This window comes from Parashewanella sp. 2304DJ23-3, assembly GCF_056591695.1.
In genome coordinates this window covers 75503-99882 of sequence record NZ_JBWQOH010000009.1, presented here as the reverse complement: position 1 = coordinate 99882, position 24380 = coordinate 75503, and the positions used below count along the sequence as shown (strand labels likewise).

Sequence of the window (24380 nt, the reverse complement as noted above, 5' to 3'; positions counted from 1 at the left end):
TCTTAACTACCTACAACTTAATACCTGCTGAATCTTGAAAGTGAAAACTTATTCTTTCTAAGGTGATGTACTAAGCTGGATAAAGGAACAGTTAGCAGGTAAACCCATGCTTGATTTTAATGAATACATCAAATTAACCGTTAGCTTAACGGCTATTACAGCACCAATGGCAGCAGCCGCTGTTTATTTGGGGATATCAAAAGGCTTTGCACCAAAAGAGAAGCGTCAAACCATTTATACAGCTTGCCTAATTTATGTTGTTATTCTGGGTAGCTTTGCTTTTTGGGGCGAACAAGTTTTATCGTTTTTTTCTATCTCTATCAACACCTTTAAAATTGCAGGAGGAGTACTGTTATTTTTGAGTGCACTAGATATGATGAGTTCGAAGCAAAATGGCGACAGTGAATCATCTGCCAGCGAAAAAGCGTCTCCAATCAGTTTGGCTATTGTTCCTTTAGGGCTCCCATTACTCGCAGGCCCAGGTACCATCAGCACCATTGTGGTCTATACCCACATGCATAACAGCTTCAAACATGAACTTTTTATGTTTGCCGTTATCTGTACTGCAGGTGTAATTATTTTAAGCCTGTTTTTACTAACAGAAAAGCTTAGCCATAAAATCAATGGTCATGTTACTTTAATGATAAATCGACTCATTGGCCTCATCGTGGCGGCACTTGGAATTGAATTCATTTTTGCAGGTGCAATTGCTCATATTATCGAAACCACTGAGTTACTTTAAAAATATTTAACTCTCTATAACGGCAATATTATTGAATCCGTTAAATCAACTACATAGAATGCTTTATCTGCTGAATTTAAAGAGCCAAATATGTTCTATCTTATCCAATCAAACCGGATGGAAAACTTAAGCCAACAATTGGCCGAGTTATTATCAACGCCTTCTCAAGGGCACTCAATTCTGCAGCCTGAACAAATTCTTGTTCAAAGCCCAGGCATGTCAACATGGCTACGGTTAGAAGTAGCTAAACATAACAGTATTGCAGCGGCTATCGACTTCCCATTACCTTCGAGCTTTGTTTGGCAACTTTGTCATGACTTATTGCCAAATGTGCCTAAAGAAAACGCATTTACTAAAGCAATGATGACTTGGAAGTTGATGACTCTGCTGCCAAACTTAATTGGTTTACCTGAGTTCACCCCATTAAAAGCCTACTTAGAGAAATCTATCGAAGGTGAAACCGCAGCCTCAGTTAGAAGCTATCAACTGTGTAACCGTATTGCGGATATCTTCGATCAATATTTGGTATATCGCCCTGACTGGATTTTAGAGTGGGAACAAAATGAAGTGCCAATCAAACTCAGCGATGAACAGGCATGGCAACCCATTTTATGGCGCCAACTTATTGAGTTTAACGATCAAGTACTTGAACAAAGCCATTATCACAGAGCGAATCTACATCAAAACTTATTAACATCACTTTCTAACTTGCAGTCTGCACCAGCAAATATTCCTAACCGATTATTTGTATTCGGTATTTCATCCATGCCCCCGCAATTACTTGAGATTTTATATCACCTATCTCAAAGCGTTGATGTTTATATGTTTAACCTCAGCCCTTGCCAACATTATTGGGGAGACATTCTTGACCCTAAATTACGAGCTCGAATGGCGGTGAAGTTCTCTGAAAAACAACAGCTTGCTGAACATTGGGAAGATAAGCTTGAAGTCGGCAACCCCATTCTGGCCAACAACGGTAAAATGGGTCGTGAACTATTAGATCTTATTCTCGCCTTACCTGAAGCACACATTAACCTTGATCATGAAGACTATTTCAGCCCATTAAACGAGGTAAAACCAAAACTACTTCATGGAATTCAACACGATATTCTAGAAATGGAAACCTTAGGTGAACCATTAGGTCCTGATGCCAATTTGTATCAGAATCCAGAACAACGTCGAGTGTTAGCTAAAAATGATAATTCGATTCAACTGGTAAGCTGCCACAGTCCATTAAGAGAATTAGAAACGCTTCATGATTATCTGTTATCCCAATTAGAAGCGACCCCAGAATTAAAACCAAAAGACATCGTAGTAATGCTGCCAGATGTTGCCAGCTATGCCCCTTATATTGATGCTGTATTTTCATCAAAAAAAGGCGACCATTACATTCCTTACGCCATTGCCGATAGGGGCGCAGCGCAAGAATCTCCACTGGTCAATAGCTTCTTAAGTTTATTGACCATAAATATCAGTCGCTATGCGGTTTCTGATATTTTAACGATTTTAGAAGTGCCTGCTATAGCAAGACGTTTTGATATTGATAATGACGAATTACAGCGCATTAAACGTTGGGTAAACGAAGCAGGTATTCGCTGGGGACGTGATGAACAAAACCGTGAACAAATTGGCGTCCCCGCCTTTGAGCATAACTCATGGAAATTTGGCTTAAGGCGATTATTGCTGGGTTACGCTCTAAGTGATGACAGTCCGCTTTATCACGACACATTAAAAGTCGAAGGTATTGAAGGTATGGAAGCTCAGGCGCTTGGTAAGCTGATGAGCTTTATTGAAACCATTGACGAATACCATGAACGCTTTTCGCAAGATGCGAGCGCTAATGAACGCTTACAACAACTCGAAAGTTTAGTTGATGACATCTATACCATCACCAATGATGAACGAGCGCAGCTGCAAGAAATTCGAGACAGTATTGCGAAGCTTAAAATCGAACTCACTGATGCAAGTTTTTATGAGGCTCTGCCCGTTCAAGTGCTTCAAAACTGGTTTACATCCAGCCTAACCGAATCCAAAGTGGGACAACGTTACTTAGCTGGTAGCCTGAACTTTTGTACCTTGATGCCAATGCGTTCAATTCCATTTAAATATGTTTGTTTATTGGGTATGAACGATGGCGTTTACCCGCGTAACCAGCATCCAATTGGTTTTGATTTAATGGCGCAATTTGGTGCTCGCAAAGGTGATCGCTCTCGCCGTCTGGATGACAGGTACTTGTTCTTGGAGGCTTTACTCTCAGCGAGGCAACAGCTGTACATCAGCTATATTGGCGCCAGCGAACGAGATAACAGCGAACGCATTCCATCAATGTTAATCTCGGAGCTGATGGAGTACTGCGAGCTTTGCTATCAGGCTGCGGATGGTCGCTCTATAAAATCCGATCTCTTCAAAATACAGCCACTACAGCCATTTGATGAAAAACTGTATCAATTCGCCGTACGCAGTAAACACATACAAAGCTATGACGAACAGTGGTGCCCACCAATAAACAAACAAGATTCAAAGCCTTTCTGCTCTGTGTCCACCAGCATTGAAAACGACAATGACGATCTAGCTGAAATCGATATTTCTGCGCTAGTACGTTTTTACCGCAATCCGGCTCAGAATTTCTTTAATCGTAGCTTGAACCTAGATTTAAGTTTGCATGTTCAAGAAGATGAAAATGATGAGCCGTTTAAACTCAATGCTCTTGAGCGTTATCTACTACAAGATACATTGATAAAAACCGCAATAGATAATGGCGTTGAAGATATCGATGATGGTATGACGGCACAACTCAAGGCCACAGGCGAACTGCCAGTAGCCCCATTTGACCAACTTCTCATTGACCAATATCAACATGACATTGCACCGATCATAGGCCGAGCGATTTATCTAAAAGGTGAAACTCAAGCAACGACTAAAGATATCGATTTAACCCTAGATTCTGGCATCAAATTAGTTGGCCGTATTGATGATGTCAGTCCAAAAGGGTTAATTGGCGTGCGTCCGGGCCGTGCTCATGGGCGTGACTTTATTCGTCACTACATTCGACATCTCGCCATCAATGCCATGGGAACTAAAAAGCACAGCTTTTTGTTGGATATCGGCCACTATCATGCCCTAGCCCCCATGAAAAAAGATGACGCTAAAACACAGCTCGAAGTACTCGTTAATCACTACCTTTCAGGCTTAAAGAAACCATTTAAATTTCTGCCAAAAACCTCGTTCGCTTATGCCACCGAAGACGGCTCGCACGACGATAAAATGCTTGCAGCACAAAAGCAGTGGCTGGACGAACAAAGTCAGCTAGGTGAAGGTTTAGAGCCACATTATCAACGAGTATTTACTTTCCCGGAGGATTTTTCTGCTGATGACTTTGGTCGAATTGCGACACAAATTTGGAATCCAATGATAAATATCTATCACTCCGACACGCTTGCCGAACTTAAAGCCTTTGTTGAAGCGGAGGTACTAGCATGAGTCAATCACAACTACTGAACCCATTAACACTTCCGCTTGCAAACCGTGGGTTAATTGAAGCCAGTGCAGGTACCGGGAAAACTTACACCATCTCAGGTTTGTATTTACGTCTGCTACTGGGACACGGTTGCAAACCTTTAACCTGCGAGCAAATCCTGGTAGTAACCTTCACCAATGCCGCAACAGAAGAACTCAGAGACAGAATCCGTAATCGAATTCGCACTGCTTACCAAGCGTTTTTAGGTTTGGCCTGTGAAGATGACTTCATCAAACAGCTGATCAGTGACATTGATGAATCTGAGCATATGATGGCGCTGCGCCGATTAGATTTAGCATTAAAATCGCTCGATGAATCGTCGATTTTCACCATTCATGGTTTTTGTCAGCGTATTCTGTCGGATATGGCCTTTGAATCAGCGACCTTATTCGAAACTGAATTTACCCTAGATGATAGTGAGTACGTTCATCATGCAGTTCGAGATTTTTGGCGACAGCATTGTTACACCTTAGATTCAACCTTGGCGCAGGTCATACAACAAGAATTTGGTGAACCTGAGAACTTACTTAAACAAATTCGCCCGCTATTAAATGCAAATAACGTTAAGGTTCTGACAGACACAGATACATTTGAACATATCTCTGAACGACTTAATCAAAGCCTAACGGACTTTAAAGCCAAGTGGACATCCAAGCATAACGATACACTAGAAATGCTTAAAGCGTTACCACTTAACGGTGTACGATTTGGTAAACAAGCGGATAAGTATCCCAAGCTTCAAGCTATGTTTGAAGGCATAGGTAACTGGGTAAAACATGGACGTGGTTTACCTCCGAAAAAAGTGATGGAAGCGTTAGCCTATGACAATATAAAATTGAACAAAGGCGGCGAGTTACCTTGCAAAACGACGAAACAAGCTAAGCTACTGACTCACATTGAGCGCATTAATGAGTTAATGAGCCAGCTTAAACCTGCATTTTTACAACAAGCAGTGGCCGAAATTAAGCTACGTTTTGATGATCAAAAAACTCAACATAATGTACTTACGCCAGATGACTTACTGTCTAAGCTTGCGGGCGCTCTAAAAGACAATGACGAAACATTACCATCAAGTATTTTAAAACGTTTCCCAGTAGCATTAATCGATGAATTCCAAGACACCGACCCGATGCAATTTGAGATTTTCTCGACCATTTATCAAGCAACGGATGCATCAGGACTATTGATGATCGGTGACCCAAAACAAGCGATTTATGCTTTCCGTGGTGCTGATATACATACCTATTTACAGGCTAGAGAACAAACCAACGACCACTATTTTTTAGGTCGTAACTGGCGGTCCAGCGAATCAATGGTTGATGGTGTAAACGAGCTGTTTCTCGCTAAGGACGATCCCTTTATCAGTGAAGCAATTCCCTTTGAAAAAGTAGACACTCCTAACGCTGCCAAACAAAAAATCATTAAAGATTCCTTAAACGATGAAAGCGCTTTGCGTTTGCGATTACTCAGCGAAGAACCAGAAAAAGGCTTAAACAAAGCGACAGCAAGAAAGCTCCTTGCTGAAGATGCTGCCGCTGAAATTGTTCGCCTATTAAATGAAGGGCAAGCTGATACAGCATTGATTTCAGGCGAAGCGATACAAGCCAAAGACATTGCCGTATTAGTACGTGATAGAAACGAAGCGGCCATCATCAAGCAGTCATTAGCAGACCGTAAAGTCGGTGCCGTATTCTTAAGCCGAGACAGCGTTTATCATTCAAATGAAGCCGTTGAGTTAGCCATCATTTTACGCAGCCTTGCTGAACCTAAAAATGAACGTTTACTCAGAAGTGCATTGGCAACCAAACTGCTGGGGTATACGGCTGAGCAAATTCATCAATTCAATTATGACGAAAATCAGCGCCAGCTCATTTTAGATTTATTTGATGCGTTAAGCGCTCAGTGGCAGCAACGTGGCGTAATGCCTGCGTTGCTGAATATGGCAGCAAAAACTCAGCTTATCTCGCGTCTATTAAATGACGATGATGGCGAAAGACGTTTAACTGATTTCAGGCACCTTGCTGAATTACTCCAGCAAAAATCAACTGAGTTAGATGGTATCAGCGCCCTACTTTCTTGGTTTGAGCAGCAGCTCATTGCTTCTGCATCGGGCGAAGATCAACAGTTGCGTTTAGAAAGCGAGCAGAATCTAGTTCAAATTGTCACTATCCATAAAAGTAAAGGCTTAGAATACCCAATTTGCTTTATTCCATTTGTAAGTTTGGCCAGAGATAACCGTCGACGTCCTTCTCCTATGCTTTATCATCAGGACAATGCATTAGTTTGGGATGTTGAGCAAACCGATGAAGGTTGGGATAAGCAGAAAAAAGAAGTATTAGCCGAAGATTTACGCTTACTTTATGTGGCACTTACCCGCCCAATCTATCGCTGTTACCTTGGTGTAGCAAATCACAGTCGCTTTACCAAACGCAGCGGTCTGGCCAGCCAGTTACACGAAACTGCGATTGGTTATCTGTTAGGCATTGATTCGAAAGATTGTGATTTTGCTCGTATTCAAGAGGCAGCCGCTAGTTTAGCGTGTGAATCCATTTCAAGCGCAGAAATTCAATCCGCAGCTATTGATAATAAACCATTGATTCAGCCTCAAACAGAAGGTTTAGAGCTGGCACCAAAACCGCTTTGTAGAATCATCGATACACCTTGGCGTGTGGGGAGTTATTCTGGACTGGTGAAAAACTTAGCTCATGCCAACCATCATCCGGGCGCCGATGATGAAGGTACTGACGTTACAGAAGCTTTTGCTGACGTGATTCATCACGAGGAAGTCGACCCATATCAAAGACAAGATAGGTTTAACTTCGAAAAAGGTGCGAATGCAGGTAGTTTCTTACACTTAGTATTAGAACTTATCGACTTCACCAATCCATTACCGGACCTAGAAAAACACCTACCAGAAGCCATGAGTCAATATGGAATTGACGAAGAGTGGTACCAGATCTTATTAGAATGGTATCTCGATTTGTTAGCTGCACCAATGAGCAGAGAAGGGTTGAGTTTAGGGATTATAAAACCAGAAAAGCGCTTGGTAGAAATGGAGTTTTATCTCCCGATTGAAAGGCTCACAGCAGAAGATTTAAATCAAACTCTAGAAGATTTTGGTTACGGTATCAATTTAGATTTTGAGTCGCTACAAGGCATGCTAAAAGGTTTTATCGATTTAACCTTCGAACACGATGGAAAATTCTATATTGCCGACTATAAGTCGAACCACTTAGGTGAAGACTTTGAGTGCTATGAGTTCAAGCACTTAATCTTAGCCATGATGGATCATCGCTATGATCTGCAATATATCCTGTACTCATTAGCATTACATCGTTTCTTAAAAAACCGTTTACCAAATTACGACTACGATACGCACTTTGGTGGTTGTTATTACTTATTTTTACGAGGCATGTCGGTGAACCACACAACCAAAGGGGTTTATTTTGATAAGCCGCCAAAAGCCTTAATCGAGCGACTCGACAGACTGTTTTCGGGAGACGTTATTAGCAATGCTCAGGAGCAAGCATCATGATTTATTCCAATAAGCCAATGACAGAGCTTCTAAAAATTTGGGAACATCACGGTACACTCACACCGCTTGATAGACATTTTGCGTTAGAAATGGCAAGGATGCACAACATTGACTCCCCTTTGTTTTTGTTTATTTGTGCACTCTTGAGTAAACAGTTGTCTAATCAGCACAGTTGCTTAGCGTTACATCACCTTGATTACGGTAACCCAATGGAAGAGTCGCCGAGACTCTGCAACTTGAATTGCAACGATGTTGAGCTTATCGAAGAGTTGCTTAATTTCCCCGCCATCAGCTTGTATCAAGAGGGTCAGCCTTGCCACACTCCAATCGTCATTGATGGCACCCGTTTGTATTTACAACGTTACCATCAGTTTGAGCTTCAAGTCGCTGACACACTCACCAAGCTCTCACAGAACAAGTTTGAACTAGATAATGCGCAAATTGCTAAAGAATTGGAGATCGTTTTCCCAAAGCTTGATGATAAAGTCGATTGGCAAAAAGTAGCCGCAGCTACAGCGTTAACACGAAAATTATCGGTCATTACGGGTGGTCCGGGGACGGGCAAAACAACAACCGTAACCAAACTCTTATATGTAATGCAGCTACATAATGATTTAAACATCAAGCTTGTGGCTCCTACGGGTAAAGCAGCAGCGCGATTAACTGAGTCCATTAAAGCTTCAAAAGTTCGCTTGCGCGGTCATTTATTACCGCATCAAAACGACATTGATATTTCCGCTGTTGATCGTATTCCAGAGGATGCATCGACCATTCATCGTCTGCTTGGCGTCATTCCTAACTCAAATAAATTCCGCCATAACAAGGATAACCCTTTACGCTTGGATTTATTGATTATTGATGAAGCCTCAATGGTCGATTTGCCGATGATGCACAAAGTGCTGTCTGCTCTGCCAAGTAATGCCAGATTGATTTTGCTCGGAGATCAAGATCAGCTCGCCTCAGTCGAAGCAGGTGCGGTACTTGCAGACATATGTGCAGGTTTAGCAGAAGAAAACTTTGCTAACGACCCAATGAGCATGCGTTATTCAAAACAGCAAGCACAGGTATTGTCTGAACTGACACAAACGGATTTATCACAGTTCATCGATGAAAACTCTCGCTTTGGTGACAGCTTGTGCATGCTCCGCCACAGCCATCGATTTAAAGGTGATGCAGGTATTGGTAAGCTGGCTGAAGCGGTAAATCACGGCGTAATTAACGATATTTTGGGTATTTGGCAAAAGCAATATGACGAGCTTTCATGGCTCGGACACGGTGTAATATCCGCTAACCTACAAGAGAATATTGGCTTAGTCACCTTGGTCAATCAGTCGGTCGAGTATTATCGCCCATACCTACAAATGATCGAGCAGTTATCCGTTGCTTATTCAGTTGGCATGAATGATGGTGATCAAACTGCCATTGAAGTGATAGAGAAGTTCAACGAGTATCGCTTACTTTGCGCCACACGCTCAGGTCACTACGGTGTGGAGGGCATCAATAAACAAGTTGCCGATATTCTAACGAAACGTAAGTTAATCGATGCCAAACATGAATTTTACTTAGGCCGGCCTATCATCATTCAAGCCAATGACTATAACCTTGGTTTATTTAACGGTGATATCGGCATTATTTTGCAAGACTCAGCCAAGCCAGATCGCTTAATGGCTCACTTTGTTCAAGCTGATGGCTCAGTATTGAAAGTTTTACCCGCACGTTTACCGACTCATGAAACATGTTTTGCGATGACCGTCCACAAAAGCCAAGGCAGTGAATTTGATCGAGTGGCCTTTGTGATGCAACCAAAGCCTACCCCCGCACAATGGCAATTATTAACTAAGGAGCTTCTCTACACAGCGGTTACTCGTGCTAAATCACATTTTGTATGCTTAGGTACTCGGCAAGTATTTGAGCACTGTTCCGGTAACCCAACAAAACGTGCTTCTGGATTGGCGGAGAAACTTTGGTAAGGGTATACAACTGATTGAACTTATGTTGGAATTGAAACTCATAACTCCATGGTATGAGTTTCAATTTAAAGGGATTTTTATGTTAGTCAAAAAAATAACAACAATCGGGCTACTGCTTTTTATTTCTGCATGTTCAAGTAACTATCTACCTAAATCATCATGTACTGCAGCACCGCTGCCAGATGAAGATGGCCGCACTCCGACGGACATACGCAGTGAGCACAACAAAAAGCATGGCTGCAGTAAGTTTGATGCCACATTAGAAGTTACAAGGGCATTACTTGCTGAAAGTTCAAAAGGCCGTTCTTGTAAAAGTAAATCAGGTCAAGCTCGCAAAGAGTGCGAGCAACAAGTGCAAGCAATTACTGACTCGATTAAGAACAGGATTAAGGACTAACCATAATCTCAACGTTATTTTAAGCTTGAACTGCAACTTCAACAGATTCGACGTTGGCTTCTTTATGTATCGATTCAAGAAGCTCTAGGCTTTCGTTATAAAGCCAACCAATTATTTCTTTTTGTAAGTGTGCAGGTTGTTCCAATAACATCAACATCGCCTCATGAGCCGTTTTACTCGATGTTTCTAATAAATTTTTAACCACCTCTTTTAGTTTTTCATCATTTCGAGCACCTTGATAATATTCAGATTCTGGTTCGGCCTCATTTTTTCTTTTAATGACGTCTTGGATTAATAATTTGAGAAGCTTTTTATTTATATCAGGAAAGCTAACTTTCGCTTTTTGCAACGCAAAAATTGCTAACCCTACTGGAATACAACGACACATACAAAGCACTGTGTACTCTTCATCTTTCAGCTCATTGATATACTTAACTAGCAATGTATCTGTAGAAGCATTCATTATCTCACGAAGAGCATTAACGTGTTTCTCCTCTACAAGTAATTTTAACACTTCTTGTCGTCTCTCAGAAGGAAGCCAGTTTAACCACAAATCGCCACCTAAACGTGGGCTATCATCACTGATAAGTGCAAACTGTTCATCAAAGCTAAGTGCATTAAACAATGAAGTTTTTTGAGAGGCATCGCAGTAGTAAGTCATTACAGAAAACAAATCTGCAGGGAGCTTAGCAATAGAACCAAATGATTGAGCTGCTTTCATCATTCGCTCTACATAAAAAGGATGTTTTGAAAGGAGTCTTTTTATGCAACTTTTGAGCTGTTCGGGTTCTAACTGACCAAGAACTTTAAGAGAAACCTCAGGTTGAACCCTCTCAAGAAATTTTTGAGTTTGTTCGATTGAGGTCCCTGTTATCATGAAATCAAAAAGTTCGTTTTGTTTTGGCGTATCTATAATATCAAGAAGTTTAGACAGGTGCCTACTATGATTCTCTTTACATAATCTGATAGCATCTTTAAGTTTCATAGCCGCCAGCATTTTACCAATTTGATAAAAACCTTTATCAAGTATAATTGACGTTAAGTCGGCGCTATGTTCGTGTAATAGCCCCCATAATTTCAGAGCCTTATCTGGGTTCCTTGCCGCTATCCGGGTAATTAACTCAGCTTGTTTTTTTGACTCCATGTAATAGCAAGATGCTGCAGCTTGTTTCAAATCCAAGCGAGAAGTAATTTTTATTAGGGACTCTAAATCCATCTCGGAGAGAGCAAGCATCCAGCCATGTTTACTTTTGTCTTTCGATTGAATTTCTCCACTTAATAATTCAGACATTATTTCAGTAGCTTTATCTGGATCCATAATTTCTAATATCTGGATTAAATCGGTTTTATTTTCAATGTTTTCTAAAAGTGATAAACAAACTTTAAAATTTAATACTTCAAGTAACTTAGCCAGCTGAACATGTTCTTCATTTAATAATAATTCGGAGAAAAAGTCTCTCAGAGAACCGCTGCCAATTTCAGCAAGTATTTCATTCTGAATATCTTTATCTAGCTTTAAAAAAACGTCTAGATTAAGAGGTTCACTTAATGGCGTGAGTGATTTGATTAACTTAGATTTATCTACCTTACCCAGAATGCTACATAGCTTTGTATTGAAAGAACAATTTAATGCAAACTGTTTGATAAATTCTACTTGGACCCTGTCATCATTTAAAATACTTGCAGCCGTAGATGGAGAAAGCTCTAAAAGAAGGCCGGAATGATTAGAAGGATCTAATTCTATTAACTCAAAAATGAGTTCGAAGCCAATGGCCTCAATGATTTCAGCTTGTACAATTCTCGGCGCTCTTACAAAGACCTCGCTAATGCCTTTTATCGCTTGAGGCTGTTGCTGAAGCTCTTGCTCTACATCATATTCAAGTAGACACAAAAGTACTTGTCTATCATTGGGATATATGTGATTCATAATCAAACGAATCATATTATCATTCAACTCTCTAACCGCATCCATAGCCTCTTGTTCAGATTTAACTATAACAAAAGAGGACAACTCTCCTTTTTCTTGTAGGGCATTTAATCTACTGCATAATGACTGTTCGCTCTTCCCAAAGAGCTCAATAACTTCTTGCTTTGTTGCGCACTTTAATAAGCTGATTAATGGCGCACCGGCTTCTTCTTTTTGAAGTCCATATAAAACGTTATAAGCCCTTTTAATATTTTCGGAGCATGCTTTTTTAAAAAAACCAAATAGTATCTTATGTTGGTCCTCTGATGCTAAAAACATGAGTGCAGTAAATAGTTCATAATAATCTACTCTGGTAGACAATATTTTATCAACAGCTTCAGTGTTCGACTCTAAGTATGCTAATAGAATCGTAGCAGATGCCTTTGGAGAACATCGGGAAAGAATACTCATACGCCGTTGATGTTCATCAATGCCCAAGGTAAGTTTCTTTTCTTGTTCTGGCTCTTTAATTTGTGACTGTGAAGGTGAAACTAAATCCATCGCTACTTCGTTTTTATCACTGGTGACGTGACTTTTATCTGTTTATGCCTCAATGCTTTCAAATGATTCTAATTCAATTTCAGGTGCTGCAAGCTGCAAAAATTCATAAGCTCTCTCTGGTATAAAACTACAAATACTACTGATACTTGTTACAGGTACAAGAGGAAGCAGTTTTGCTTGAGTCGACGGGGTCAAACCTATTACTAATTGCCCTAAAATTTCTTCATCTTGTATTTCATTGCATAACCATCTCCCACTTTCAGGATCCCCATTAAGCATCCTCTCTAACGCTTCAGGGGTAGTGACTTTTGGGTTAGAATTAATTACTGAGCCTGAAGGTGTAGCTCCCTCTTTTTCTTCATTTTGAGCCTGTAAATTCTGCTCAGATGGAAAGAGTAATTCTCGAATGTAAAAGGTAATATCTTTAGAGTTTGAAGACTTGAGCAAACTCAATAATCGATTTTCATCCATGTGTCGCAAAATCTGCTTTGCTCGTTCAGGCGATTTAGCTCTTATTTGCTTGTAGACATCTAAAAAATCTTTATTACTTACAGCGCTTAGCGTTGACACCGCTAGTTCTGTAGATAACTCGTCACAAGCAATGAGCTCTTTCAAGCACTCATTTTCATCAGAATAGCCCTGTAATTTTTTATCTCCTAGGCGTAGCATTTCACTCATGAACCGACCAATTTTTACTGAAATGCCCTTTTCATCAACGCCAAATTCATAACATTTAGAATTATTTTGAGAAAAACTAACTTGGGCTTTGAAATGAACTTTGTTTTTTAGAGGGGCTGGAGCATCAAAAAGCGCTGCAAGCGCAGGAATCGTTATACCTGAATTGACTTCACTTGCTATTTTTAACCACCACATCACCTGAATTACTTATAAAGTAGTTATATTCTCAGTGAAGCGTTGAATAAGTACCAATTAAAGTTAGTTAACGTCAAAATAACCTATTGGAGCGGCTAACTCTACATGGTCTTCTTTTGGTTTGACCAAAAAGGGGACCTGACGTAGTTCTGCTTCTTCTGACGTACTTGGAATGCCAAATTGTATATAGAGTGCATTACCGATTCTATCTGGTAAATAACTAAACAACATTTTTTTGTCAGCTTGCTCGTCGCCATCAAGCTGATACTCTCGACACGCTTTCTCTAAACCTTGCTCCTCAAACAAATTAAACCCACTTTCAGTAACACATTTCTCTAAAATCAATTCGGCAGCACTATCCAAACTAAAATCTTTTCCTTCTTTTGCCGCTATAACAATTAAGAAACTGGCTTGATTTTCACAGCCCTTTAGAGCAGTCCTAATTGCTACTTTTATGTTATCGAAAATTCTTTCTTCCTTAAGTTTATGATAGATCTCAACGGAAGATTTTTGATTTGATAACCATGTTTTGTCTTTTGTTCTAATCGCTAGTACCCCCCTAAAGAAGCAAGACCCATCACCATACGTTGTGTGCCTTTCATATCCATCTGGTATTGTAACTTTTAGTTCTCTTGCTCTTTGAACTGGAGATGCCTGTGGCAGAGCTCGAGCGCTTTCAGTGGCTCCCATAATAGGTTCATATGATGTTTCTATTTCTTCAAACATCCTCACCATTAAATCGGTTGTTTTTTGCCCAAAAATTTCTTCAGCTTGCTCCATGAGCATATTCTGGCTCTTCCAAACTGCTATCGTAACCTCATCGCTATTTAGTCTATTTAGAATAGTATTTATTAATATTGGAGCGCCACTCTTATTTGGGACTTTACTGGATAGTGATTGTAGCCACATGGTTTGAATACTTGTACCTAGATCGTAAAACCGTCCTCCAACACCAAATATTTCATCATTTTTTAAGAATGAAAGTATTTCGAAATAGCTTAAGTCTTTTAATTGTTCGCTTGTAATTGATACTTCACGATTTGAATTAATGACAATCAAAATATCTGTTAAACAATCTTTATTTTCTATAGCACTAGCTTGTGGCAACCTTGGAGCTTGTGCCTGTACAGAAATATCTCTATGCTTTTGAATAAGATCATTTTGCTGACTTGCTATAACAGACAACATATAACTATCTGCAAAATCTTTCATGGCAGGGTCTTCCGCACATTTAGCAAGTAAATCCTCACTGGCCTTCCAACAATCAAACCTTACTTCATTTTCAATTCTTGCATCCGCAAGTAATTGGACAGCCACATAAGGATTGATTTCATCTAGTTTTAAAATTAATTTGACTTGCTGAGCACTTTCGGGAATTGCTTCGATAAATACTATAGTCGCTTGGCCATCGGTATTATGAAAAAGTAGTACCTGTAATTGCTCTTCAATGTCTAATTTTTTGAAGGTAAGCATCGCAACTTCAAATTTACCCTCGTCTATTAATTGCCTAATTTGTTCTACAGGCCCATTCGACTCCAATGAAGTGATTTCAGACCGAGCTTCTATTCGAGGTCTTAATGATTCCGAGGTACCAATTACTCCATAAAGTGGACTTAAACCGAACCGCCTGATTTCAAACTCTTCAAATATTGCACCTCGTTTACCTACTTCGACCTCTTTAAAGCATTCGCTTTTAAGATTGTCAGACATTAATGCAACAAAATCTGTAAATTCTTCCGCATTTAAGTTTTTCAAAGCTTGCTGAATGCTTTCGTTACTATTTATGTATCGACGAGCAGAAAGTTCATTTGTAGTTGAAAGTCCCTTAATCAGTTTCAAGCCTAACTCTGAATCATTAGCAATGGCATCGAGCCAATTAGAACCCGCTTGACTACAAATTTCCGCTAATAATTGATAACTCATTTTTTCGGGAACATTGTTTCTCAAATACGCAATTAGTGATAATTCAATTTTAGGTATCCGAGCAAAGAAATGGTGACACATTGGTTGATTATATAAATTTACTAAAAAATTGGATTGTTGCTCTGGAGTCCAACCTGCATAAACCGAATCAAAAACCATTGCGATTTTTAGCTGATAGTTTCCAGGGGTTGAATCATTCAGGCATGAAATGATAAATTCACCTTTTAGATCTTGAGGGATTGTTGTAATAACAGCCTTATCCATTGAAAATAATTTCTTACATGAACTAAAACCTGATTTTGAATCAGCGACCATTTGTTGACTTAGATGAGACGGATCCATTTTTGTAATGATTTGATAGAAAGCTTGAATAGAACACTCATCAACTATTAATACTAACCTCTCCAAAGTTAAGCTATCAAAATCTCCTGCTTGAGCTTGATATTCACTCAAACATTCAGAGAAGTATTTAGGTCTTAGGTTTTTCCAGAACTCTTTTCGAACTTCTGTAGAATCACTACTTTTTATCGTGTTTAAAATTTCTGTTCTATGTTGTTCAGATGAATGATATTGACTAGCCAGTTCGAGCCCAGACATTTGTGACGGGTTAAAAATATTATATGAAGGCTCCGATGTGGGACTTTCTTGAGCAGTATATTGCTGTTCTTCTAATGATTTTTCTACAAGTCGTTGAGAAATGGAAGACATTAACGATACAGTTTCAGGTATTACACCAATATGAGAATTATGACCTAAAAGTGAAGTTCCCGAGGCTTCAGGTGAAGGGGATTGCATCCTTGCAGAGGAAAGCAAAGATGCTCTCTGCTCTGTATAGGCTTGGTCGTCAACCTCTATCTCGACAGGAGCAGTATGTATAAAGTTTGAATCCCCAATATTAATCGAGCCTTGAACGGAAGTTGGTCCCTCTTTTTGTGAACTACTCAACTGAGATTCGGGTTTTCCTCTTTGGACTTTAGTCGCAATTATTGGCACTGCATCTTCAACCAGTATATGTGCACCTGTTGATGAATGGCTTGCTGCATCGTCCATAAAGGCTTTTATTCTTTGAGCTTTTGAACTTAATATTTGTGAACTGGGGTCGGTAGAACGTTCTCTATAACCATCATCAGGAATCTCTTGAGGTGTATCTGACATCGAACCAATAATTTCACTAGCGACCGTTTTATCTGCCGCCCCTAAAACGCCTGCTTTTTGACTCTCATCAAGAAGATTTAACTGAGCAATAAAAGTCCTTGCTAACCATCTACTTGTTCTATGCTGGCGATCATTTTCAAAGTCAATTTTTACCTCTTCTTTCCAGCCTGAACCAAACCAGTTTTTACGTTGGACAAAAAACTCATGTGAAGTTGGATTATAAGAAACTCTGTAAGTATGCTTTTTAAATCCGTAGCCTTTTGTTCTAAACGTTTTTCTCTGAAATCCGTTATTACACTCTGATTCATTTGAATCAAATCTTAGGGGAGCTAGATTGCTTGCACCAACTGGATTTGGCATATGTCCCCCTTTTTAACTATAAATATCTAGTTAAAATTATATCTCTAAAAGCAGCTAAACACTGTTAAACGTTGTTCATTAAAGAATAATTCTCTTTAAGCTCTGTAGATTAAACATCCCTTACTAATTGAGTACTTTAATTTACGTCAACTTAACTTGCTTCAATGCTCATAGCCCCCTAACATGAATAAAATTTTTAATTATAAGGACAGGAATGTCTCAATATAATGTAGTTTTACTTTGTGGTGGTGGTAGTGACGAGCATGAAATCTCTTTAATTTCGGCAAATTACATTCAATCCCAGCTGAAGCCTTTTTCTCAAGTTAATTTAAAGAAAATTACTTTAAACAGTAACGGTTCATTTACTGACAGTGACGGTCAACAAGTTGTGTTTAAAGGAAACCAATTGGTTGGAACAAATGAAAATTCAGACGTTACTGATATTGATTTCGTTATTCCGTGTTTTCACGGTTTTCCGGGAGAAACTGGTGACATTCAGTCTTTTTTAACGCTAAATAACTTACCTTTTCTTGGCTCTAGCGCAGAAGCAAGTGTTAACTGCTTTAACAAGGTGACGGCGAAGCAATGGTTCACGGCTTTAGGGATACCAAATACACCTTATCTTTTTTTAACAGACTTTAACGAAACCAGTGTTAGGCAAACAGAGCAAGCTCTTTCAGAGTGGGGGTCCGTATTTATAAAGGCAACCAATCAAGGATCTTCTGTGGGCTGTTACCGTGCAGATACGATTGAAGAAATACAAGAAAAGTTAAAACGGGCTTTCGAGTATAGTCCTTATGTTTTAGTTGAAAAAACAATTAAAGCTAGAGAGCTCGAAGTTGCTGCTTATGAATACAATGGAGAGCTAATGATCACTCGTCCAGGTGAGATCATTTGCGATGCTGAGCATTTTTATGATTTTGATGAAAAGTATTCGAAAACCAGTAAAGCAACCACTGATGTATTAGCCAAAAATATAGATGCTCAAACAGAAAGTAAAATTATTGAGTACAGTAAAAAGGCGTTCGAGGGGTTAAAATTACGCCACCTATCAAGAATCGATTTTTTCTTAACCGAAAATAATGAAGTGCTATTGAACGAAATTAACACCTTCCCTGGTATGACACCGATTTCAATGTTCCCGCAGATGTTAATCAACAACGGACATGATTTTGGTGAATTTCTAATGCAGCTCATTATGAAAGAAGCTAAATAAGAATCTTAGGTCCGGTAAACTGTTTGGATTAAGTGATAGCCAAATTGCGTTTTAACCGGACCGTGAATTTCCAACACAGGCTTTTTAAAGACCACATTATCAAACGCTTTAACCATATCTCCAGGTCCAAACTCGCCTAAGTCACCTTGCTTTTTTTTAGAAGGACAAATAGAGTGTTTTTTAGCTAACTTGCCAAAATCGGCTCCTTTATCCAACTCTCGTTTCAGTTTTTCTGCTTCTTCTTTTGTTTTAACTAAAATATGACGCGCACAAGCTCTAGACATTTCATCAACTCAATAACTCAACGGATAGATTGATTTTCTCATTCTCTGTATCTTTCTTCAAATGTGAAAATTTTTAATTAGGGTCAGTTGATCTTTTAGGATTAAATTTTGTGCTATTTTAGCGTTTACCTGTTCTAGGCGTGAGCAGTGAAGCTTACTCATCTAAGTAAGCTTGTCACAACACAGAAGAAACGAAAAATCGAACACAAAAGAAGCCTTTGACATTCTCTATAATCGACTTTCAAGGTGTTTTGAGCAAATTGATTTGGCGAACGAGAATGAATTGCTTTCAGAATCATTTTTGAGTTATTTTTTCAACAGCTCGCTCCATTAGCAAATAAGAACTTAAGCCTTATTTGCATGGAATTTGAACGAGTAACTAGTGAATTAGTAAAAAGAGCATCTGCTAAAAATATATTGAGAAAACGTCATGCACTATCAGTTAACACCGATATCCTTGCGCTTTAGTCTTGCCAAATAAAACCCATCAAAACCAGTGTTAGCTGGCGTAATGTTTTCATCGTCAATAAATTCAAATTGCTCGTTATTTGCTAAAAACTCATCAACTTGATTGCGGTTTTCTTCTGGCATAATTGAACAAGTTGCATAAATTAGCATGCCACCCGGTTTAACCATACGACTATAACTTTGCAAAATGTCTTTTTGCAACTGAACCAGAACAGGTAAACGCTCCGAAGTGTCACGCCATTTTGAGTCTGGATTACGTTTAAGTACTCCTAAGCCTGAACAAGGTACATCCAATAACACTCTATCAGCGGTTAATTTAAGACGCTTAATGGTTTTACTGCTGGCAATAATTCGAGTTTCAACATTATGTGCACCAGCACGCTTAGCACGCTCTTTAAGCGCATCAAGCTTCCATTGTTCAACGTCCATGGCTAATAAACGCCCTTTACCCTGCATTTGAGCAGAAATATGTAGTGTTTTACCACCAGCACCTGCACAAGCGTCAATCACACGCATACCTGGTTTTGCATCAACTGCTGCTGCAACTAATTGTGAGCCAGCATCTTGTTGCTCAAATAGACCAGCTTTAAATGCTTTACTGCGAAATAAAGGAGAGTTTGATGTTACTTCTAATGCAGAAGGCACATCTTTCACTACAACGGTTTCAATACCCTCTTTCGATAATTCTTTTTTTAGTGAATCACGATCAGTTTTAAGCGCATTAGTTCGCAAATAGCGCCTCGCCGGTTCAAGCAGTGCTTTGCGTTCTGCTGGCCATTGCTCACCTAATTGAGTTGAACCAATATCCTCAAGCCATTGCGGACAACCATCCCACAGCACTTCGTCTTGCTTAGCTTTTTTTAGCAGTGTTTCAAATTCATTTTTATTGAATACACCTATTCTAGGCAATTTCGCTGGATTCAGTTGATGAAACTGATGCCACACAATCAGTAACTTCTCAGTGTTTTTAGCCGCATCTTCGAGCGGGATGTTAGCCAGATAAGCGTATAAATTTAAACGTCGCATTAAATCACCCACAACAACAGTGATTCGAGCTTGCTCATTGGGTTGAAGTTTAACTTCTGAGAAAGTAATTGAGTAACCTCTGTCTAATGGTTTTCCTTGCTCTAAAACCAGCTTTAAAATGTTTGTGACAAGTCGAGCTGACTGTGAAGATAGAGGGTGTTTGAGCATTGTTTTAAACCTAGAGAATTACGTCAAGGGAGCGGATCATAGGGGGTTTGACAGAAAAAATCCATTGAAATTACTTTCTATTTTTCGAAACTAAGATACTTAGTATCTTCATAACTTATCTTTAATTTTCTTTTAATTAATAAATAAACCGATTTTGTTAAGATTAATCATAGTATCTAAGAAAGTATCGATATGTTGCCCAAAATTCCGCCTTTCCCTTACAAACAACTGCCAACTGTTGAAATATTTGAAGATCACAACTCGTATGCAGTTTTAATCACTGAAGAAGAGACACAGAAGGCTAGGACTTTAGTTTTAAAAAACTTTAAAGATAATGATAACTGGAAGCTTCCTTGTCTATTCAGTGTTTCTATTTCAGGAAAGGGAGCTTTAATGAAAGACAAGCTATATGGATTTATAAGGTTTCATAGCGAAGGAAACCGAATTCATCATGATGGTATAACTCCTATTGAACGCGGAGCTAAGACCCCCATAGAAAAAATAAATTATGGCGAAATAAAGGCCTGCTTAGATACATTAGAGAACCGTTTCAGTTCTGATATCGAACAGAAGATAATTAAATTTATGACCCCTTCCTCAACACCTAACAAGGCTCTCTCTGCATAAAAAAGCCCCTAAACTTTCATTTAGAGGCTCTCAACAGTTTCAGTAAAAGCAGATTAGTACCCTTTCACACCCTTCATATCAGGAAGATGGTGAGCAACACCTTTGTGGCAATCAATACAAGTCTTTTCACCGCTCGCTAGTGAAGTCGAGTGAGCTTCAGCAGCTCGTGGCGACTGTCTAGTAAAGTCCATATAATCGAAATTATGGCAATTACGACATTCAAGCGAGTCATTAGCTTTCAGTCTTCGCCATTCATTTTCAGCTAATTGAAGACGATGTGCTTCAAACTTCTCACGTGTATTAATGGTTCCGAAGATTTTGCCCCAAACTTCTTTAGAAGCCTGCATTTTACGAGCAATCTTATCTGTCCATTTATGAGGAACGTGGCAGTCTGGGCAAGTCGCTCTTACACCACTTCGGTTCGTGAAGTGAATAGTACTTTGCAACTCTTGATAGACGTTATCTTCCATTTCGTGACAACTAATACAGAACTGCTCTGTGTTAGTCGCCTCTAGGGCAGTGTTGAAACCACCCCAGAAGATAATACCTGCAATAAAACCGCCGATGGTTAGAAACCCTAAGCTGTAATGAACACTGGGTTTAGCTAAAATACGCCAGATTTTTTTCATCTTATCTAACATCTTGCCTCCTAGTGCTTAGCGGCCTTTTTAGCTGCGTCAGCTTCAAGCAACTGATCAACGTCGATGAACACGTTTTCAACTAGTGGTTCAGCATTGTCTTGTGGTGCATGACACTGAGTACAGAAGTAACGGCGTGGTGAAACCTGTGCCAACATCTGATTATCACGAGTCATATAGTGAGTAATACTTACCATAGGCGCTTTCGATTCTTTGATACGAGAACGATCATGGCAGCTTAAACACTGATTCACCTTAATGTTGATCTGATATTTATTCGCCTTATGAGGGATCATAGGTGCTTGAGTAGGAAACGCTCTACCATAAGTACCTTCGTGATCCACCTCATTTCTTAATGCTGGCGGAGTTGGCTCGATATTAATCGGCTGTTGACGTAACGTAGCAACCTGATCCGCCGGAATCGCTTCATTTTTCGCTGAAACAGAAATCGCAGAGCAAGTTAACGCAATAAGTGCAGCCGCTTTCAACGCATTTTTTGTGATTGATTTCATGACTGACTCCTTATGCCTTTATCACTTTCACAGCACACTTTTTAAAGTCTGTCTGTTTAGAAAGTGGATCCGTTGCATCAAGTGTAACCTTGTTAATGAGCTGACTTGCATCGAAAAACGGTACGTAAACTAAGCCTACTGGTGGTTTATTACGGCCACGAGTTTCAACACGGGTACGAATTTCACCACGACGAGATTGTACAATCACTTCGTCACCACGGCGTAAACCACGCTTCTTCGCCTCTTGAGGATGCATAAAGCACACTGCATTCGGGAATGCTTTGTAAAGCTCAGGAACACGTTGAGTCATAGAACCTGTATGCCAATGCTCAAGTACACGACCTGTACATAGCCATAGGTCATATTCTTCATCTGGCGATTCAGCAGGTGGCTCGTAAGGTAGTGCCCAAATCACGGCACGGCCATCAGGCTTACCATAGAATTCAAAACCTTTACCCGGCTTAACATATGGGTCTGAACCTTCACGGAAGCGCCATAATGTTTCTTTGCCGTCAACCACTGGCCATCTTAAACCATGTGCTTCATGGTAAGCGTCAAATGGGGCTAAATCATGCGCATGACCACGACCGAATGTGGCGTATTCTTCGAATAAACCTTTTTGTACGTAAAAACCAAAATCTTCAGATTCTTCGTTATCATACTTTTCATCCATATCTGCAAGTGGGAACTTGTTCACTTGGCCATTTTGATAAAGCACTTCGAATAACGTTTTACCTTTGTACTCTGGGTTCGCAGCAAGTACGTCTTTTGGCCATACTTCATCAGTAGTAAAGCGTTTTGCGAATTCCATTGTCTGCCAAAGATCAGACTTAGCTTCACCTGGTGCTTTAACCAATTGATGCCAGAACTGAGTACGACGCTCTGCGTTACCATAAGCCCCTTCTTTTTCTACCCACATTGCCGTTGGTAAAATTAAGTCAGCAGCTTGAGTCGAAACTGTTGGGTATGGATCAGAAACAACAATGAAGTTTTCAGGATTACGCCAACCCGGAAGCATTTCTTCGTTTATGTTTGGGCCCGCTTGCATGTTGTTGGTTACTTGCGTCCAGTAACAGTTCAACTCACCGTCTTTCAATTTACGGCTTTGCAATACCGCATGGAAACCAGGTTTAGGTGGAATGATGCCCGCAGGGATCTTCCAAATGTCTTCAGCAATTTTACGGTGTTTAGGGTTTTTAACGACCATATCTGCAGGTAGACGATGCGAGAATGTACCCACTTCACGTGCAGTACCACACGCTGATGGCTGGCCTGTTAATGAGAACGGGCTGTTACCTGGAGTCGCAATTTTACCCGTTAGTAAGTGGATGTTATATAGCAGGTTGTTACACCAAACACCACGAGTATGTTGGTTAGCACCCATTGTCCAGAATGAAGTGATCTTCAAGTTTGGATCAGCATACCACTTAGCCAGTTGAATCAATTTATCTTCTGGTACACCAGAGATTTCACTGGCTTTTTCAACGGTGTATTCTGAAACGAACTTCTTAAATGCTTCAAAATCGATAGGTTGAGAACCACCAGCGTTTTTAGCATTTTTAGCGTTAATTTCACGAGGGTCTGTAGGACGTAGACCATAACCAATATCCGTATTACCTTTACGGAAATTAGTATGTTTATTCACAAAATCCCAGTTCACTGCATCGTTTTGAACAATGTAGTTCGCAATGAAGTTGAGAATGGCTAAATCGCCTTGTGGTGTGAACACCATAGGCAAATCAGCTAAATCAAAAGAGCGATGTTTATAAGTAGACAGTACGCCAACTTTAACATGAGAAGCACTTAAACGGCGGTCAGTGACACGAGTCCAGAGAATCGGGTGCATTTCTGCCATGTTCGAGCCCCAAAGCACGAAACGGTCCGCTTCTTCCATGTCGTTGTAACAGCCCATTGGCTCATCGATACCAAAGGTACGCATGAAACCACCTACCGCTGATGCCATACAGTGACGAGCATTTGGGTCGATGTTATTTGAACCGAAACCAGCTTTCATCAATTTAACAGCGGCATAACCTTCCCAAACTGTCCATTGACCAGAACCAAACATACCAATCGCTGTTGGACCTTTTTTCTTAATGGTTTCTTTCCATTTTTCAGCCATGATATCGAAAGCACTATCCCAAGAAATTGGGGTGAACTCGCCGTGCTTGTCGTATTTTCCGTTTGTCATTCGCAGCAATGGCTGTGTTAAACGGTCTTTACCGTACATGATTTTAGACAGGAAATAGCCCTTAACACAGTTAAGACCTTTGTTTACTTCACTATCTGGATCACCATTTGTTGCAACGACTTTGCCATTCTTAGTACCGACCATAACAGAACAACCTGTTCCGCAGAATCGACAAGCAGCTTTGTTCCAATCAAGCTTTGTTTGTTCTGAGCTTGTTATCAGGTTTCCTGCGCTTACTGGCAGTGCTAAACCGGCTGCACTGGCCGCAGCAATAGCAGCATTCGCCTTCATAAACTCACGTCTATTCATTT

15 protein-coding genes are annotated in these 24380 nt (G+C 39.9%); 7 read left to right on the top strand and 8 right to left on the bottom strand.

Annotated elements, in window-relative coordinates; all coding sequences use genetic code 11:
• The first annotated feature begins 106 nt into the window (after positions 1-106).
• From AC1EU2_RS15140 to AC1EU2_RS15120, 5 genes are all read left to right on the top strand, one after another.
• Positions 107-742 carry a MarC family protein gene (locus tag AC1EU2_RS15140; protein WP_480299122.1) on the top strand — a complete coding sequence of 212 codons (636 nt, stop codon included), beginning with the start codon at positions 107-109 and terminating at the stop codon, positions 740-742.
• A 90-nt stretch (positions 743-832) separates the two neighbouring features.
• The gene (recC, locus tag AC1EU2_RS15135) at positions 833-4222 is read left to right on the top strand and encodes an exodeoxyribonuclease V subunit gamma (protein ID WP_480299121.1); all 3390 of its coding nucleotides are present in this window, start codon (positions 833-835) and stop codon (positions 4220-4222) included.
• Entirely contained in the window at positions 4219-7794 is a 3576-nt protein-coding gene (gene recB, locus AC1EU2_RS15130; protein WP_480299120.1) for an exodeoxyribonuclease V subunit beta, read from the top strand. Before recC ends, recB begins: the two co-directional genes overlap by 4 nt.
• On the top strand, positions 7791-9764 hold the full coding sequence (recD, locus tag AC1EU2_RS15125; protein ID WP_480299119.1) for an exodeoxyribonuclease V subunit alpha: 1974 nt from the start codon (positions 7791-7793) through the stop codon (positions 9762-9764). The genes recB and recD overlap by 4 nt, the downstream gene beginning before the upstream one ends.
• Positions 9765-9843: 79 nt before the next feature.
• Positions 9844-10161 (top strand): hypothetical protein, encoded by a 318-nt coding sequence (locus AC1EU2_RS15120; protein WP_480299118.1) that lies wholly within the window; start codon positions 9844-9846, stop codon positions 10159-10161.
• A gap of 19 nt (positions 10162-10180) precedes the next feature.
• Here AC1EU2_RS15120 and AC1EU2_RS15115 read toward each other — a convergent pair whose 3' ends face one another.
• The 3 genes from AC1EU2_RS15115 to AC1EU2_RS15105 all read right to left on the bottom strand — a co-directional run bounded on the left by AC1EU2_RS15115 (position 10181) and on the right by AC1EU2_RS15105 (position 16939).
• A complete protein-coding gene (locus tag AC1EU2_RS15115) occupies positions 10181-12628 on the bottom strand; it encodes a hypothetical protein (RefSeq protein ID WP_480299117.1) in 2448 nt (815 codons plus the stop codon).
• A gap of 42 nt (positions 12629-12670) precedes the next feature.
• Entirely contained in the window at positions 12671-13501 is an 831-nt protein-coding gene (locus tag AC1EU2_RS15110; RefSeq protein ID WP_480299116.1) for a hypothetical protein, read from the bottom strand.
• A gap of 63 nt (positions 13502-13564) precedes the next feature.
• The gene (locus AC1EU2_RS15105; RefSeq protein ID WP_480299115.1) at positions 13565-16939 is read right to left on the bottom strand and encodes a hypothetical protein; all 3375 of its coding nucleotides are present in this window, start codon (positions 16937-16939) and stop codon (positions 13565-13567) included.
• A 214-nt stretch (positions 16940-17153) separates the two neighbouring features.
• Between AC1EU2_RS15105 and AC1EU2_RS15100 the strand changes: the two genes are divergently transcribed.
• On the top strand, positions 17154-18155 hold the full coding sequence (locus AC1EU2_RS15100; RefSeq protein ID WP_480299114.1) for a D-alanine--D-alanine ligase: 1002 nt from the start codon (positions 17154-17156) through the stop codon (positions 18153-18155).
• Positions 18156-18160: 5 nt separating this feature from the next.
• On the opposite strand, the gene AC1EU2_RS15095 is transcribed toward AC1EU2_RS15100, so the two are convergent.
• Together AC1EU2_RS15095 and AC1EU2_RS15090 are read right to left on the bottom strand one after the other, a co-directional pair.
• Positions 18161-18439, bottom strand: coding sequence for a peptidylprolyl isomerase (locus tag AC1EU2_RS15095; protein WP_480299113.1), 279 nt, complete (start codon positions 18437-18439; stop codon positions 18161-18163).
• Positions 18440-18877: 438 nt separating this feature from the next.
• Positions 18878-20101 carry an RsmB/NOP family class I SAM-dependent RNA methyltransferase gene (locus AC1EU2_RS15090; RefSeq protein ID WP_480299112.1) on the bottom strand — a complete coding sequence of 408 codons (1224 nt, stop codon included), beginning with the start codon at positions 20099-20101 and terminating at the stop codon, positions 18878-18880.
• 192 nt (positions 20102-20293) lie between these two features.
• Here AC1EU2_RS15090 and AC1EU2_RS15085 point away from each other — a divergent pair, with 192 nt between their 5' ends.
• The gene (locus AC1EU2_RS15085) at positions 20294-20728 is read left to right on the top strand and encodes a hypothetical protein (protein WP_480299111.1); all 435 of its coding nucleotides are present in this window, start codon (positions 20294-20296) and stop codon (positions 20726-20728) included.
• A 53-nt stretch (positions 20729-20781) separates the two neighbouring features.
• Here the strand turns inward: AC1EU2_RS15085 and AC1EU2_RS15080 are convergent, their stop codons facing one another.
• Genes AC1EU2_RS15080 through napA form a run of 3 tightly spaced genes read right to left on the bottom strand, consistent with a single transcriptional unit; the run spans position 20782 to position 24378 of the window.
• Positions 20782-21369, bottom strand: a complete 588-nt coding sequence (locus AC1EU2_RS15080) for a cytochrome c3 family protein (RefSeq protein WP_480299110.1) — start codon at positions 21367-21369, stop codon at positions 20782-20784.
• An 8-nt stretch (positions 21370-21377) separates the two neighbouring features.
• Positions 21378-21878: a nitrate reductase cytochrome c-type subunit gene (locus AC1EU2_RS15075; protein WP_480299109.1), complete on the bottom strand. Its 501-nt coding sequence runs from the start codon at positions 21876-21878 to the stop codon at positions 21378-21380.
• Positions 21879-21888: 10 nt separating this feature from the next.
• Positions 21889-24378: a nitrate reductase catalytic subunit NapA gene (gene napA / locus AC1EU2_RS15070; RefSeq protein ID WP_480299163.1), complete on the bottom strand. Its 2490-nt coding sequence runs from the start codon at positions 24376-24378 to the stop codon at positions 21889-21891.
• Positions 24379-24380: the final 2 nt, after the last annotated feature.